General features: G+C 61.9%; 11 protein-coding genes. 5 read left to right on the forward strand and 6 right to left on the reverse strand.

Features of this window, described 5'->3' with window-relative positions; translation table 11 throughout:
• The first annotated feature begins 252 nt into the window (after window positions 1-252).
• A complete protein-coding gene (locus tag IPK70_10870; protein MBK8227663.1) occupies window positions 253-2,670 on the forward strand; it encodes an ABC transporter permease in 2,418 nt (805 codons plus the stop codon).
• A gap of 63 nt (window positions 2,671-2,733) precedes the next feature.
• Here IPK70_10870 and IPK70_10875 read toward each other — a convergent pair whose 3' ends face one another.
• Together IPK70_10875 and IPK70_10880 are read right to left on the reverse strand one after the other, a co-directional pair.
• Window positions 2,734-3,825: an acyl-CoA desaturase gene (locus tag IPK70_10875; GenBank protein MBK8227664.1), complete on the reverse strand. Its 1,092-nt coding sequence runs from the start codon at window positions 3,823-3,825 to the stop codon at window positions 2,734-2,736.
• A complete protein-coding gene (locus IPK70_10880; protein ID MBK8227665.1) occupies window positions 3,822-4,037 on the reverse strand; it encodes a general stress protein CsbD in 216 nt (71 codons plus the stop codon). The genes IPK70_10875 and IPK70_10880 overlap by 4 nt, the downstream gene beginning before the upstream one ends.
• A 359-nt stretch (window positions 4,038-4,396) precedes the next feature.
• Here IPK70_10880 and IPK70_10885 point away from each other — a divergent pair, with 359 nt between their 5' ends.
• Window positions 4,397-4,588 (forward strand): cold-shock protein, encoded by a 192-nt coding sequence (locus IPK70_10885; GenBank protein ID MBK8227666.1) that lies wholly within the window; start codon window positions 4,397-4,399, stop codon window positions 4,586-4,588.
• A gap of 169 nt (window positions 4,589-4,757) precedes the next feature.
• On the opposite strand, the gene IPK70_10890 is transcribed toward IPK70_10885, so the two are convergent.
• The gene (locus IPK70_10890) at window positions 4,758-5,903 is read right to left on the reverse strand and encodes a phospholipase (protein ID MBK8227667.1); all 1,146 of its coding nucleotides are present in this window, start codon (window positions 5,901-5,903) and stop codon (window positions 4,758-4,760) included.
• Window positions 5,904-6,047: 144 nt separating this feature from the next.
• Between IPK70_10890 and IPK70_10895 the strand changes: the two genes are divergently transcribed.
• From IPK70_10895 to IPK70_10905, 3 genes are all read left to right on the forward strand, one after another.
• Window positions 6,048-8,450 (forward strand): ABC transporter permease, encoded by a 2,403-nt coding sequence (locus IPK70_10895; protein ID MBK8227668.1) that lies wholly within the window; start codon window positions 6,048-6,050, stop codon window positions 8,448-8,450.
• A 129-nt stretch (window positions 8,451-8,579) separates the two neighbouring features.
• Window positions 8,580-9,812 carry a rhodanese-like domain-containing protein gene (locus tag IPK70_10900; GenBank protein ID MBK8227669.1) on the forward strand — a complete coding sequence of 411 codons (1,233 nt, stop codon included), beginning with the start codon at window positions 8,580-8,582 and terminating at the stop codon, window positions 9,810-9,812.
• Window positions 9,813-9,901: 89 nt separating this feature from the next.
• Complete coding sequence (locus IPK70_10905; GenBank protein MBK8227670.1) at window positions 9,902-10,330, forward strand: ankyrin repeat domain-containing protein; 429 nt, start codon at window positions 9,902-9,904, stop codon at window positions 10,328-10,330.
• 12 nt (window positions 10,331-10,342) lie between these two features.
• On the opposite strand, the gene IPK70_10910 is transcribed toward IPK70_10905, so the two are convergent.
• From IPK70_10910 to IPK70_10920, 3 genes are all read right to left on the reverse strand, one after another.
• The gene (locus tag IPK70_10910) at window positions 10,343-13,378 is read right to left on the reverse strand and encodes an SBBP repeat-containing protein (protein MBK8227671.1); all 3,036 of its coding nucleotides are present in this window, start codon (window positions 13,376-13,378) and stop codon (window positions 10,343-10,345) included.
• 88 nt (window positions 13,379-13,466) lie between these two features.
• The gene (locus IPK70_10915) at window positions 13,467-13,724 is read right to left on the reverse strand and encodes a hypothetical protein (protein ID MBK8227672.1); all 258 of its coding nucleotides are present in this window, start codon (window positions 13,722-13,724) and stop codon (window positions 13,467-13,469) included.
• 80 nt (window positions 13,725-13,804) lie between these two features.
• A complete protein-coding gene (locus tag IPK70_10920) occupies window positions 13,805-15,103 on the reverse strand; it encodes an amidohydrolase family protein (GenBank protein MBK8227673.1) in 1,299 nt (432 codons plus the stop codon).
• Between the last annotated feature and the right edge of the window lie 2 nt (window positions 15,104-15,105).

Here is a 15,105-nt window from a genome sequence, read left to right on the forward strand (position 1 = left end):
CCAAGCAAAAGTACCTGGCACCTTCGCTGCTCGCATGATGAATGTCATGCCCGGTTCTTGGCTGCAGGGGGCGCGGCACGATGTCGCCCAGGTCCGATGCATCGTAGCATCCACTTGCCAGTCTCAGACGCTACAGGCTTCGCCCTTGCGGATCAACGGCTGACCAGGATTGCTGCTCAACCGCCCGTCACGCCTCCAACGCCATCGCACTCCGACGCCTTTCCTCAAGGCTGCGCGCGCCACCTTGCCAGCATGTTCGCCAACTACCTGTTGATCGCCTGGCGCACCCTCAAGCGCGACAAGCTCTTCGCCGCGCTCAACATCATCGGACTGGCCATTGGCGTGGTGGCCTGCTTGCTCATCTACATCTACGTGCAGGATGAGCTGAGCTTCGATGCGCACCACCGGAAGGCCGACCGCATCTTCCGCATCCAGGCGCATTACCACTTCGGCGATACGAAGGATGACTTCGGCATCACCCCGTTCCCGATCATGGAGGTGCTCCTGCAGGAGTATCCCGAGATAGAAGCAGGCGTATCGCTTTTCCAGCTTGGCGAGACCACGCTCGAATACAACGGCCAACGCTTCAGTGCGGAGAACGGCTACAACGCCGACACCAGCACCTTCCGCGCTTTCGATTTCACCTTCACGCACGGCGGGCGCGATGCGCTCGATGAGCCGGACAACATCGTGATCATGCAGGAGATGGCCACGCGCATGTTCGGCGCGCAGCATCCCATCGGCAAGCTCGTGGCGCGCAACGGCCGCACCCTGAAGGTGGCGGGCGTGATCGATGAGAAGGCCGGGAACACGCACATCCCCATGGGCGTTTTCATGAGCCGCCTGGGATTGCCGCCGGAGGCGAAGGAGCAGCTCGCGCAGAGCTGGGGCAACAACAGCTGCTTCAATTACCTGGTGCTTGCGCCTGGAACGAGCGCGAGCGGATTCCAGGGCAAGATGGATGCCTTCGTGGCGAAGCACATCCTCCCGCGCTGGGAGGGCTGGGGCTTCAAGGGCGATATCCGCTTCAACCTGGAGCCGCTGCGCGACGTGCACTTCAACAACGAGCTGATCTACGATACGCCGAAGAAGGGCAACAAGGCCTACGTCACGCTCTTCGCCATCGTGGCCGTGCTGATCCTCGCCATCGCTTGCATCAACTACATCAACATGAGCACCGCCGACGCCACGCGCCGCGCCAAGGAAGTGGCGCTGCGGAAAGTGAGCGGCGCGCAGCGAGGGCAACTGGTGGCGCAGTTCATCGGCGGCAGCGTGCTCATCGCGGTCATCGGCATCGTGGTCGCGCTGGGATTGCTGTGGCTCTGCCTGCCCGCGTTCAACTCCATCACCGGGAAGGAGATCGGCATGGGCTACCTGCTGCGCGGCAGCTTCTTCGCGGTCGTGGGGCTCATCGTGCTGGCCATCGGCGTCGTGGCCGGAAGCTATCCCGCGTTCTTCCTCTCGCGCTTTTCGCCGCAGCTGCTTCTGAAGGAAGGCATCGCGAGCGGAGCGGGGAGGCAGCGCGTGCGCAAGGTGCTGATGGGCGCGCAATTCGCCATCGCGCTATTCATGGTCGTGGGCACGCTCGCGGTGTTCGCCCAGCTGCACTGGTTGCGCAGCACCGACATGGGCTTCCGCAAGGAGAACCTGCTCACCATCACCATGCCTCAGCCGCCGGGGCCGGATACGCTGGCGTGGGACGCCCTTCGCCCGGTGAAGCAGGAACTCATGCGCGAGAGCTTCGTTACCGGCGCGGCCTTCACGCAAAGCCTGCCCGGCAATAGCGGGGGCCGATGGGTGCTGCGTGTGGTAACGCCGGATGGCAAGGTGGACAAGCCCATGCCCACCATGAACGTTGACCCCGATTTCCCGGGGGTGCTGGGCCTGGAACTGGTGGCCGGCCGCATGTTCGATCCATCCATCGCCAGCGACAACGACCGCGCGGTGGTGGTGAACGAGAGCGCAGTGCGCAGCTTCGGTTGGAAGGACCCGCTCGCGGAGAAGATCTACGTCCCCGGGGACAGCAGCGAGCAGGAGCTTTCCGTGATCGGCGTGGTGAAGGACTTCCATTATGCCAGTTTGCACACGCCCATCGAGCCGATGTGCCTTTTCCAGAGCGATCGCCGCTACGGCGTGTCCAACCTGGTGCTGCGGCTTGCCCCAGGTGATCCGGCAGCGCAGCTTGAAGCCCTTCAGGCGCGCTGGAAGGAATTGCGGCCCAACGATGCCTGGGAGGCCAGCTTCCTCACGGACAGCATCGCGCAGCTCTACCAGGCAGAGGACAAGTTATTCCGGGTGTTCACATCGTTCGCCGTGCTCACCATCCTGCTCACCATCATGGGCCTCTATGGACTGGCGTACTTCACCGCCAAGCAGCGCACGCGCGAGATCGGCATCCGCCGCGTGATGGGCGCACCGCTCGCCGACATCGTGAAGCGCATGAACCGCGAGTTCGTGGTGCTTCTCGGTTTCGCATTGCTCGTGGCCTTCCCGTTGGCTTTCTATGCCATCGGGCGTTGGCTGGAGACCTTCGCTTACCACACGGAGATCTCTCCCATGCTGTACGCGGCAGCGGTGCTGATCACCTTGTCCGTCACTGTGCTCACGGTCACCGTTCAGGCGTACCGTGCCGCGGTGGCGGATCCGGTCAAGGCGCTGCGGCATGAATGAGGAAACCCGTGCAGAGCGCGCGGTCGTTCGGATCGCCTCGGGATCGCTGGAGCTTGAGGTCGTTCAGGATGCACTTCCGCCCAATTGCCGCAATCGCCGCACATGCGACCGGATCGCGGATGCGAGCGTGGGCTTCACGTTGTAGGCGAGGCCATGCTCGGCCGCCACTTGGGCGACGATTGGCGCGATGGCGGGGTAGTGCAGATGCGAGATGTAGGGGAAGAGGTGGTGCTCGATCTGGAAATTGAGCCCGCCGGTGTACCATGCCAGGAGTTTGCTGCGCGGCGCGAAATCAGCGGTGGTGAGCAGCTCATGCACGGCCCAGTCGTTGTTGATCACGCCCTGTGGATCGGGCAGCGGCTGCTGGGCGCCTTCGACCACATGCGCCAGCTGGAACACGGTGCCCAGGATCAGGCCGCAAGTGAAGTGCATGGCCAGGAAACCAATGAGCACCTGCCAGAGCGCGAACGGAGTGAGCAGCCACGGCAACCCCACGAAGAGGAAGAGATGGATGAGCTTCACGGACACCATTCCCGCGAAGTGCAAGGGGAAGTTGTGGCTACGATTGCCTGGATCGCGGGATGCCCTGGCCAGCGAGAAGAAATCGTTGCCCAGTTTCACCAGAGTGAGCAGCCCGTAGAAGAAGAAGGAGTAGATATGCTGGAAGCGGTGGATGCGCCAGCGCGGCGCGTGCTCGCTGAAGCGCAGCAGATCCGGAGGGTCGATGTCCTGATCGATCTCATCCACGTTCGTATGGGTATGGTGCGCCCCATTGTGCTGGAGCTTCCAGGTGAAGGCATCGCTTCCGAGCAGGTACATGGTGCCGCCAAGGAGCTCGTTCACCCAGGGCTTGCTGGAACTCGCGCCGTGCAGCCCGTCGTGCATCACGCCCATTCCGATGCCCGCCATTCCGATGCCCATGACCAACGCCATGAGCAGGGCGGCCCATGCCGTGAAGGGGACGACGAGCACGACAATGAGCGGCGCCAGGAAGACCGTGAGCATGGCAGCCACCTTGATGGCCAGCCGGCCGTCGGCCTTCAGGGGCGTGCCGGTCTCCGAGAAGTAGGCATGCACGCGGGACCGCACGTTCACGGCGAAGGCCCGGCTCCCCGGCGGGCCTGCATATCGGGGGGCTCCTGCGGTGCGGCTCATAGGGAATCGATCAAGGAGTGGAGTTCGTCGGCCTGCATGCCCAGGCGCTGTTGCAGGCGCACGCTGAGCTCGTGCTCTTCGCCCGGGCTGAAATCAAGGTCCGCGTCATTCAGCTGCTTGAACCGGTTCTTCAGCTTGATCTTCTTATGGCCCCAGCGATTCGGAGGGATGAAGAGCGAGTTTTTCCCTTGCGTCGGATTGAGGTCGTCCATCGGATGGGTTTGTTGAGGTGCTTGAGGGCGCATGGTCTCTTCGCCGTTTCGGATGGCACGAACCGTCTAGCATTGGATGAACAGCGCCGGGCCAACCAGCCCGTGCGGCCCGGCACCTTGACCGGGATTGGATCATCCAGGGATCCTCGGGTGCCCGGTTGCGTCGCCGGGCATGGGAACAATGTAGGCCATGCCGTCGCGGGCGAGCTGAATTGTGATGTTTTGTGCGCGATGCGGCATTTATTCCTGCGATCGCCGGGCTGACGAGCGCTCAGGGCCTACCTTGCCCCCAACACTCCGGCGCTATTGCCGGGTTGCAACAAGTCCTGCTTCGACCGGGACGCATTACAGTCAGTACAATGTCAAGTGGTACAGTGAAGTTCTTCAACACGGAGAAAGGCTTTGGTTTCATAACCCCCGATGAGGGCGGCAAGGACGTGTTCGTCCACAAGACCGGCACCCGTGCGCAACTCTACGAAGGAGACAAGGTCACCTTTGAAGTGGAGCAGAGCCCGAAAGGTGCGAATGCAGTGAACGTAGAGAAGGCCTAAGGCCATCAACGATCAAGATGGGAGCCCTGGCATTTGCCGGGGCTCTTTCGTTGGAGCATGTCTCAGCGCATCAAGCCGGACTCTCGGCGGTGAACGCGCTCGAGCACGGTAGCGGAGGTGAATTCAAACTCCCCTCGTTCGTGCCCGATGGACCCACGAGTATCAGGCTTCAGCGGAGCAGGATGAGCTTCCGGATCGCCACTTCCTGACGCGCATCGGTGATCAAGAGCGTATAGGTTCCGGCGGGCATGCCGCTCAAATCGATGGTGATGGAGGGTGCTGGCGACACATGCAATCGTTCCACCGCTCTTCCGGCCGGATCGTGAACCGCCACACCGATGAGCGCATCTCCGTTGATGCGCACGAAGCCATCGGTCGGCTGCGGACCGATCGTGATGCCTGATGCCGGCGCTGGGGCGGTGACGACCGGCGTGCTCAGGCAATCGAGCGAGTGCTGCTGGAAGAAGTCCCACATGAGGTCGTTCGCGCTCACGGTCTGTGACGGCGGGTCGCCGATGCCCGTGCCGTTGCCGCCGGGCCAGCTGTGGCCGCCGTCCTGGGTCATGTAGAGCAGCATCTCCTGCTGGCAATCGCAATCGTGCCAACGGACCACGGTCAGTTGCGCATCGTGCTGGATGGTGTCGTTGAGCACCGCGCAATCGGCATGCAGGGCAAAGGCGGTCTGCACGCTGTCCTGGGGCGAGTTGTAATGGTTGCTCACGCCATCGCCGATGCCGCCGAGGTAAGGCACGCTGGTATCGAGGTAGGAGTGGATGCCGATCACGGGCACCGGTCGCACGGGCTCGCACGCCGCGATGGTCATGCTGGCGCTCACGGGAGCGATGGCGGCGATGCGCTCGCTGAGCTCGCAGGCCAACCGGTAGCTCATGAAGCCGCCGTTGCTCATGCCGGTGGCATGGATGCGCAGCGTGTCGATGCTGTATGCGTCGATGAGCGTGTCGAGCAGCGCGTCGATGAAGCCGACATCGTCGATGCCCTGGTTCATGGCGTAGCCGCAGCAGCCGCCGGCGTTCCAAGTGCGGATGTTGATCGGGCTGGGGGCGCCGTCGGGGTAGACCACGATGAAGCCTTCCTGCTCGGCCTTCACGCTGAGCTGGGATTGGTTCTCGAGTTGCGTGCCGCTTCCGAATCCGCCGTGCATGGCGATGACCAACGGGAGCGCCGTGCTGCCATCGTAGTTTGAAGGCAGGCGCAAGGTGTAGGTCCGTTCCAGCGCGCCCACGGTGATCGTGTCCGTCTGGGCGTGAATGGAGATGGTGAGCAGGACGAAGAGGATGGAGTTGAGGTGGCGCATGCGAAGGGAATGCAGGTGAGACGACCGGGCACTGCAAAGGTCGAATGGCGGTGCGCATGAACCATCCGTCACTCCCGCAACCCCAGCGCACACTTCCAAGGCGAGGGCGATGAAGGCGCAGCACCTTGCGTCACCCCTCGTCGCATGCTCAAGAACCTCCTCCTCACCGGCTTCCGCAACCTCTGGAAGCAGAAGCTCTATACCCTCATCAACCTGCTGGGCCTGGCCACGGGCATCGCGTGCTTCGTGCTCATCGGGCTGTACGTGCAGTACCAGCGCAGCTTCGATCGCTTCGTGCCGCACACTGAGCGCGTGTACCGCGTGGTGGGCGAGATCGAGATGGAGGGCCAGGGCGAGCACAGCAGCAGCATGGTCTTCGGCTTGGGTCCCACGCTGCTGGGCGACCACCCCGAGCTGATCGAACGCCAGTGCCGCTGGTTCGATTTCCAGGATCCGCAGCACACGCTGAAGGTAGGTGATAGTCTCAGCACCGACAAGATGTTCACCGAGAGCGGACTCTACCTCGTGGACAGTACCGTGTTCGACATGTTCAACTATCCGCTCATCAAAGGCGATCCTAATACGGCGCTCACCAAGCCCGGCAGCATCGTGCTTTCGCAGGAGTTGGCGAAGAAGTACTTCGGCGACGCCGACCCCATGGGCCAGTTGATGAAGTGGGACAACGCGATGGACGTTCAGGTGACGGGCATCCTTGGCGAGATCCCGCGCAATTCGCACATCCAGTTCGAGGGACTGGTCTCGTTCTACACCATCACGCAATTCTGGCGGAACATCGAGAAGAACAACTGGGTGTGGAACCCTTGTTGGACCTACGTGCGGCTGAAGGAGGGCATCACCAAAGCCGAGGTGGACCGCGTGTTCCCCGACTTCATCCAGAAGTACTACCCCGACTTCCTCAAGAACCAGATCGGCCACGAGCTACAGCCGCTTGCCGACATCCACCTAACCAGCAAGCTCGATTTCGAGATGCACCAGAACGGCGACAAGGGCAGCGTGAACATCCTGTGGGCGATCGGCTTCTTCATCATCGTGCTCGCGGGCGTGAACTTCATGAACCTCGCCACGGCGCGCAGTGCGTACCGCGCACGGGAAGTGGGTGTGCGCAAGGCGGCGGGCGCGGCGCGTGGTCAGCTGATCACGCAGTTCCTGCTGGAGAGCGTGCTGATGAGTTTGATCGCGGCGTTGCTCGCGCTGTTGCTGATCAAGCTGCTGATGCCCGCGTTCAATTCGCTGGCAGGCGAAACCATTCCCCTGCCCTCGATGCTTGTGCCCGGAGTCCTTGGCATTGCGGTGCTGCTCGGTCTGCTCAGCGGCATCTACCCGGCCTTCTTCCTCAGCAATTTCCAACCGGCGGTGGTGCTGAAGGGCAACAGCGGCGGCACCTCACGCGGGCAGGCCTTGCGCAAAGCATTGGTGGTGGTGCAGTTCGCCATCGCGCTGGTGCTCATCATCGGTACCGTCTTCGTGAAGCGCCAGCACGACCACCTGCGCAGCGTCGACCTCGGCTTCAACAAGGAGCAGGTGATCCTGATCCCCGTGCGCGCGCCCATGAGCGACGTGTACCTCGCCGTGTTCCCCGAGCTGAAGAAGATCAGCGGCGTGAAGGCCGTGAGCTGGGCCAACGACATCATCGGCAAGAAGCACAACACGCACGAGTTCAACTGGGGCACCATGGAACAGGGCAAGTGGACCTACCTGCCCTGCCTCTACGTGAACCCCGAATTCCAACAGGCCATGGACATCGAACTCCTGGCCGGCCGCTGGTTCTCGCGCGAGTTCCCCGGCGATGATTCGCTCAGCGTGATCGTCAACGAGACCTTCGCCAAACAGCTGCACCCTGACGATCCCACCAAGTCCATCGGTGATCGCATGGACACGCCGCACGGCGAGGAGCGCATCATCGCCGTCACAAAGGACTTCGCGTTCGATCCGCTCTTCAAAGCCGTGCAACCCTTCGTGTTCGACATGACCACCGACATCGGCCAGTGGCTGCGCTACATCTACATCCGCACCGAAGGCGGGGATCCCACCCCGGTGATCGAAGCCGCGCGCAAGGAGTGGAACAGCCGCACCACCAACTTCCCCTTCGAGTACCAGTTCCTCGATGATCAGCTCAACATGCAGTACGAAGCGCAAGGCCGCCTCGCCTCACTCGTCGGCATCTTCTCCTTGCTCGCGGTCTTCATCGCCTGCCTCGGCCTCTTCGCGCTCGCCAGTTGGACCGCCGAGAAACGCACGCGTGAGATCGGCATCCGGAAAGTCATGGGTGCGGACACGCTGCGTATCACCTGGGTGGTCACCCGCGATTTCCTGCTGCTGGTGCTCGTGGGCGCCCTCGTGGCCGTGCCCCTCGCGTGGCTCGGTGTAGGCCGCTGGCTGGAGAACTTCGCGTTCCGCACGCACATCGAGCCGCTGGTGTTCGTGGGCGCGGGACTGGTCGTGCTGCTCATCGCTACGTTCACGGTGAGCTTCCGGGCGATCAAGGCAGCGCAGACCGATCCTGTTCGGGCGTTGCGGCATGAGTAGTTGACGGACCTGCCTGCCGAAGGCATGGTCCGGTGCGGGCGTTACGTCATGAGTGAGTGTGCATTGGGTCACTAAACACAAGTGATGAACCGTTGCGCTGTCCTTCTGAAAGAAATTGACCTTCGCGTATTGTATTTCCGCCTTGCCTTCTTGATCACCGCGCTTGGTTGCGCATTCGCCCTGCATGCCCAATCGAAATACGACGGTGACAACACCCGCTATCGCACCATCTCGCTTGAGGAGCTTCCGGCGGCGCTGGCGAAGTCACCCGAGGCGCTATTGCTCGACGTGCGCACGCCGGGAGAGTTCAGCGATACATCGCATTGGACCAGCTTGAACATCGGCCACTTGAAAGGCGCGGCGAACATCGATGACCGCGAGGTGGGCAGGCGCTTGAGCGAGTTGCCCGATCGGAACCGCCCGATCTACCTGTATTGCTCGCACAGCCAGCGCAGCCGCCGTGTGGGCAACTTGCTTGCGGACAGTGGCTACACCAATGTGATCAACGTGAACGGCGGCATGAGCCGGTACTGGAACGAGCAGGATCGCCTGCCCATGATGGACGGGCTGATCGAGCAGTCAGTGGGTTATGGTATCGTGAACCCGAACCGGCTTTGTGAATGGACAGCACAACAGCCTGCCTTCTTTCTGGACGTGCGACCGGATTCGCTCTTCGAGGATGTCCGGCGACCGGAGTGGATGAACGCCTTCGGCTCGATCACTGGCAGCACGCGCATCCCGGGGGAGCGTTTGAGCGAAGCCAAAGACCGGATCCCGAGCGATCGCCCTATCGTGGTGGTGGCGAACGAAACAGTGGACGAGACCTTGGCCGCGCTGGAGTTGCAGAAGCTCGGCTTCAGGGACGTTCACATCCTCTTCGAGGGATTGGAGAGCCTGATCGACCTCTCAGCGGAGCGCTGCCCGTGCAAGGACAGGATCTGGAAGAGCGACGCACCCTATTCAACGATTGGCTTGGATCAGCTGGACAGCAGCGCGATCCTTGCAGGCACGATGGTCGTGATCGACATCCGGCCGACGGATGAATACGATGGCATCGCGAAGACGGGTTGGGCGAACCTGGGCCACTTCCGGATCGCGAGGCATCTGCCAGCTGCGGAAATGAAGGACCGGATGGGGTCGTTGGGGATCGCGAAGGAGACGCCGCTGGTGCTGGTGGGCCGAACGATGGAGGAAGACCTGTTCTCGGCGGCTCGCACGCTCACTGATCTGGGTTACACACAGGTGAAGATCCTCAGTAGTGGCATTTGGGGCATCCGATGGGAAGCGCATAACCTGCCGGGAATGGCAACTTGGGACACGTGGGTGATCCCTAACGCCAAGGCGAATCCTCAAGGTAAATGATCAAGAATATGCACCGCAGACACTTCCTCGCCACAACAACCCTCAGCCTCCCGCTGCTGGGCAGCAGTGCCCTTTTCGCCCAGGACACCATGAACCCCGCCAAGCCCGCGCAGCTCGCTCCAGAGCTGGTGAAAGAGTTCGTGCGGGTGGGACACAACAGCCTGCCGGAGGTGCAGCGTATGTTGAAGGAACATCCCGGCTTGCTCAACGCGAGTTGGGATGTGGGCGGTGGCGACTTCGAGACGGCACTGGAAGGCGCTGGCCATGTCGGCGACCGCGAGATCGCGGAGTACCTGATCGGCCAAGGTGCGCGCGCCAACATCTTCGTGCTCACCATGCTCGGGCAAACGGCGATCGTGAAAGGGCTGCTCGCGCTCAATCCGCAACAGCTTCGCTCCAAGGGCCCGCACGGGCTCACGCTGCTGCATCACGCGACACGTGGCGGCGAGCCGGCGAAGGAGTTGCTGGAGCACATCCAAGGTCTCGGGCTCACTGACATGAAGCTCCCGATGCCTTGAACAAGTGTGTCGTTACTGCTTCACGAAGCGCGCCACCCGACCGGCTGAGGAACGCACGAGGTAGCTGCCCGGTGCGAGTTCAGCAACGCTGAGCATCGCGTTTCCGCTCGTGTTGACGAGCGCGGTCTTGAGCACGCGCCCGCTCATGTCCAGCACATGCATCGAAACATCGCCACCACCGATCGGACAAGAGACCCTGAGAAGGTCATGGACCGGATTGGGTGCGATGATGAGCTCGGGACTTTCCTCTTCGGCTATGGAGGTGCTTTGAGGGATGCCGAACTTCACCAGGACGGCGTCGTTCGTGTTGATCGCAGCATGCGTACTGGTGCCGTCATTCGGGTCGAGCGTAACGATGCCCGCCTCGTACTCAACGAATGAGTACAGGCTCGACCCGAAGTTCCCGCCCACTAGCACCGTGTTCCAATCCGCACTGATCGCTGTGGCTGAACTGATCATGGTGCTGCTCGGGTGCGTACCGTTCACCGCCCATAATGGCAACCCCGAAGGGTCGAATGCGGCCACCAGCATATCCGAGGCCCCAGTGCTATTAAGGATTGTGCCCCCGAATGTGATGCTGCCGCTGAAGGTGCCCGCCAGGACGATATCGCCCCCCGGGCGATGGGCCAACGCATAACCATTGCTGCTTCCTGTGGTTTGGAATTGCTGGACCCATTGGTCGTTGCCGAGCGGATCGAAGGCAGCGAGGAACATGCGATAATTGAAGTTGGCCCCGCTCAGTGTGGTCGATCCAAAGTCCACCTCCTGGGTGAATGATCCCGTGATGATGGTGGAACCGTCAGGCAGCACCAGCAGGCCGGGACTGACTTTGTACCCAGCCCCGGTGAAGGCCTTTGCCCATTGGAAAACGCCGGTCCCGTCATACTTGGCGAGGAAGATGTCCGCTGTGAGGCCGCCAGTGCCCGTCAAGGTGAAGCCATCGAACGAAGCGGTGGCGCGGAACTCACCCAGCACATAGATGTTGCCTGATGCGTCCAGGCCCAGGTCGCGACCGGCATCGGCGTTCGGTCCGCCCAATTGCCGCGTCCAAAGAACGTTGCCGTTTGCACCGTATCGTACCAATATGCCATCCGTGTTGCCAAGACTTGTGTGCGAGTTAATGCCGATCGTCGCTGCGCCGCTGAAGGAACCGGTAACAATGACGTCGCCATTGATGGCTATTCGCACTTTGCTGAACGCGTCGGCACCCGATCCACCCGCACTACTCGACCAGATGCATTGTCCGTTGGTGTCGAACCGGGCTACGAATGCATCGATGCCGCCCTGGCTCACGCGATCGATCGCACCGAACCCGGTTGTGTCGGAAAAGGAACCGCTTGCCAGCACATCGCCGTTCGGGGCTATCGCAACGCCGGTCAGGTTGTTGATCCCCGTTTCCGGATCGGGGCTCAATGCGTTGCGGCTCTTCAGCATCAAGGTCCACGCGCAATCCCCGCTCGCATCGCGCTTGCCCAGGTAGGCCGCGCGAGCGCTGGTGTACGCGAGTAACGTGTCATCGCAGACCACGAGGCTTCCTTCGAACTGCCCGGCATGGATCATGGTCCCGTCGACGTTCAGGATCACGTTCGAAACAGCATCACTTGCGCCACGATGCACCGTGGCCGTGCGGTACCATTTCGGGTTGCGTTGGTTGTTGTAGTGCGCGATCGCTGCCAGGCCGCTGCCGGCAGGATCTCCACCGGTCACTATTCCTGGTTCATAATCCACGGTGATAATTCCCCAGCCAATGAGGCTGCCGCCCAATAGAGTGAGTTCGTCGTTCGGCTGCAGGAAGAGTCGTGACGGACCGCTGCCTCCCATCAACGAATCAAGGGCAAGGCATGTCCCACTCGTGTTGAACAAGGCGATGGCATCGTTGCCGAGTCCACCATTGACCAGATCGAATGGGCCAACGGCGCAAGGTGTGGCACAGTCGTAGTTGAAATCCACCCATGCGTTGCCGTTCGTGGTTATGGCCATGTCTCCCGGCGTCCCAACGTCAGTTCCCACAGAGCTTGGAGCCAGCCCTTGCGCCCACTGCAGCGAACCGGCCGCATTGAAGTACGCGAGGAAACAATCCGTGCCTACGCTGGTGATGAGATTGGTCCCGTCGATCTCCAACGTAGTATCATGCGCTCCATGCACGAAGACGCCGCTACCGTTCGTGCCCACGCTTCCCACGAAGGAGCGGTCCGATACGTCGCCGAATCGCTTGGCCCAGGCACAGGTCCCGTTCGGCTCGAAACGCGCGAGGAACAGGTCGTCGGGTCCGACCGTACTGAGCGACACGCCGCCGAAGTCACCGGTGCCGCTGAAGCGCCCGAAGACATAGCTGTTCCCGCTCTGGTCGCTATGGATCTTAGCGGTATAGCTAGAAGTCATGGTGAATACTTGAGGTTCGTCCGAACCACCCGCGCGCACGGCCCATTGCAGGTTGCCGCTGGGGTCGTAGGTGGCCAGGTAACCGGTGGCGCTGTCGTGCGTGGCGTTGAGGGTGGTGCCGCCCAAGGTGATGCTGGCCCCGCTGAAGTCGCCGGCCACATGGATGTTGCCGAGGCCATCGACGCTTACGCCCCAAGTGCTCTCTTCGCCCGGCCCGCCCATCTGCCGCACCCACACCATGTTGCCCTGCGCATCGTAGCGTGCCAGGAAGGCATCGGTGCCCTGCGCTGTGAGCGGGTTGCCATCGAAATCCTGCGTGCCGTTGAAGAAGCCAGCCACGTAGATGGCATTGCTTCCCTCGCTGTCCATGTGTTGTCCCCAACCGCTCACGGGCCGTGTCCAGGCCACTTGCCCGATGCTGTCGAAACGCACCAGGCTGGGGTTGCTCACCAGGCGGTCGTGAACGAAGAAGGTCTGCTGCGGCTGTCCGGGATTGCTCAATGCGTAGGCGTACACGTTGTAGTCGTCGGTCACGGTCATGCCGCTAAAGCCTGCCTCCCAGCCCACATTGGGCACGTTGGGCATGCTCGTGCTCCAGAGGTGCTGGGGCGTTTGGGCGGTAACGGCGGTGGAAGTAAGGAGCAGGAGGGCGGAGAGGATTCGCATCGATCTCGGAATGAGGAGCTAAAATAAATGTCGTTGCGGAGCGCTGTTCCTATCCGCGCCCATCAGCCCTGCACGCACCCCCACCGGACTATTCCCGCGCCACCTGCACGAAGACCGGCGCCTGCTCGCTCAGCAAATCCGCGGTGATCTGTTTCGTCTGCTTCATGCGCACGTCCATGAGAAAGATGTCGTAGACGGGTCGCTCCTCTTCGTTCACGTGCGGCTTGCCGCCATAGCCGAGCAAGTTCTCTTCGGGGCTCCACGCAGGCCAGTCCTCATCGAAGCCATCGGGCGTTAGTTGCTGCCCGGCGGCGGACCTGCGAAGGAGTTGCTGGAACTCATCCAAGGGCTCGGGCTTACGGAGATGAAGGTTGCGATGCCGTTAGGTGATTCACGGAAGGCGTTCCCGTGTAACATGTCGCGCGCTCAGGGCAGGTCGATCACGGCCCCACGATGGACCACGGTCTTGATCGCTCGGGTGTTCTTGATCGATTGCAGCGGATCGCCGGTCAAGAGCAACAGGTCGGCATGCTTGCCGGTAGCTATCGAGCCGTTCTCCGTTTGCGTTCCGAAGAATTCCGCTGGCCTGATCGTTGCCGAGCGTAAGACCTCTGCGGTCGCCAGGCCCGCGCCCACCAATAGCTCCAGTTCCTCATGAAGGCCGATGCCGGGGTAAACGAACGCCTGTCCGCATAGATCACTTCCGGCCAGCAAGGGAACTCCTCGCTCGTGCATGTGCTTCACCAGTGCCAGTTGTCGCTCGAAGGCTTGATGCAGGCTGTCCCTCGCTCGCGCGGAAGAATATCGCTCGGTCCGACCGCTGAGCCATTGTCGCCATTCACCTCGCAACCCGGGAACGAGAGCGTCGAGTGTGGTGTCGCGCAAAGAGGGCTCATGGGCGCGAGCCTTGCGGTCGTATACGACCAATGTCGGACACGACCAGGCCGCGTTCATTTCCAAGAGCGACGCGATGCTGTCCAAACGCGCGGGATCGGCATTCCATAACTCATCAAGCCGGTTCAGGTGCTCCACGCTGCGCTGGCCGGAACGAATGGCACGCTCAGGATCAACGAACTCGGAGAGATGGCCGGCGAAGGGTATGCCTCGTGCCGTGCAGTGATCGGCTATGCGCTGGAATTCCGGGCCGTCGAGCAGTGAGTACACTTTGATGAAGTCCGCGCCGTTGGCAACAAGGCTGTCGATCACGGCTGCGATATCCGAGGAGCTGTTCAGCGGCAGCGTGAAGTCAAGGAACACCGGTGGATCTCCATCCAGGATGGGGCCGCAAGCCATGATGTCCGGACCAAGCCGGGGATCGGCTTGCACGCGTTGCTTGAAGGCCTTGGCTATTCCTAGGTCTCCGCCCATGTCGCGCACGCCGGTGATGCCATGCCGCAAGAGGGCCGGCAGTAGAAGTGTGGCGTTCGTGTCGCTCCAGCACACATGCACATGCATGTCCCACAGGCCGGGCATGGCGTACTTGCCGGTACCATCGATCACGCGCACCTCCGGACCGGGCTGCCAGGAAGCTTCGTCAGCCATTACCGCTGTGAAGCGGCCATCCTTGATCGCGATGAGTTGATCAGGTACCACGCGACCACCCAGAACATCCACCAAGTTGACGTGACGGATCACCAGGTCTGGCGCGTCCAGTTCAAGTGCGATACCGCTTGGCCTGCAGCAAGCCAATGCTGCGACCACCGCGGGAAGAACCAGGAATCGCATGC

Source organism: Flavobacteriales bacterium (assembly GCA_016712535.1).
GTDB lineage: Bacteria > Bacteroidota > Bacteroidia > Flavobacteriales_F > PHOS-HE28 > PHOS-HE28.

Coding starts and splice junctions, on each gene's coding strand:
- IPK70_10870 (MBK8227663.1), top strand. CDS start 253: ATGTTCGCCAACTACCTGTTGATCGCCTGGCGCACCCTCAAGCGCGAC.
- IPK70_10875 (MBK8227664.1), bottom strand. CDS start 3,825: ATGAGCCGCACCGCAGGAGCCCCCCGATATGCAGGCCCGCCGGGGAGC.
- IPK70_10880 (MBK8227665.1), bottom strand. CDS start 4,037: ATGGACGACCTCAATCCGACGCAAGGGAAAAACTCGCTCTTCATCCCT.
- IPK70_10885 (MBK8227666.1), top strand. CDS start 4,397: ATGTCAAGTGGTACAGTGAAGTTCTTCAACACGGAGAAAGGCTTTGGT.
- IPK70_10890 (MBK8227667.1), bottom strand. CDS start 5,903: ATGCGCCACCTCAACTCCATCCTCTTCGTCCTGCTCACCATCTCCATT.
- IPK70_10895 (MBK8227668.1), top strand. CDS start 6,048: ATGCTCAAGAACCTCCTCCTCACCGGCTTCCGCAACCTCTGGAAGCAG.
- IPK70_10905 (MBK8227670.1), top strand. CDS start 9,902: ATGAACCCCGCCAAGCCCGCGCAGCTCGCTCCAGAGCTGGTGAAAGAG.
- IPK70_10910 (MBK8227671.1), bottom strand. CDS start 13,378: ATGCGAATCCTCTCCGCCCTCCTGCTCCTTACTTCCACCGCCGTTACC.
- IPK70_10920 (MBK8227673.1), bottom strand. CDS start 15,103: ATGCGATTCCTGGTTCTTCCCGCGGTGGTCGCAGCATTGGCTTGCTGC.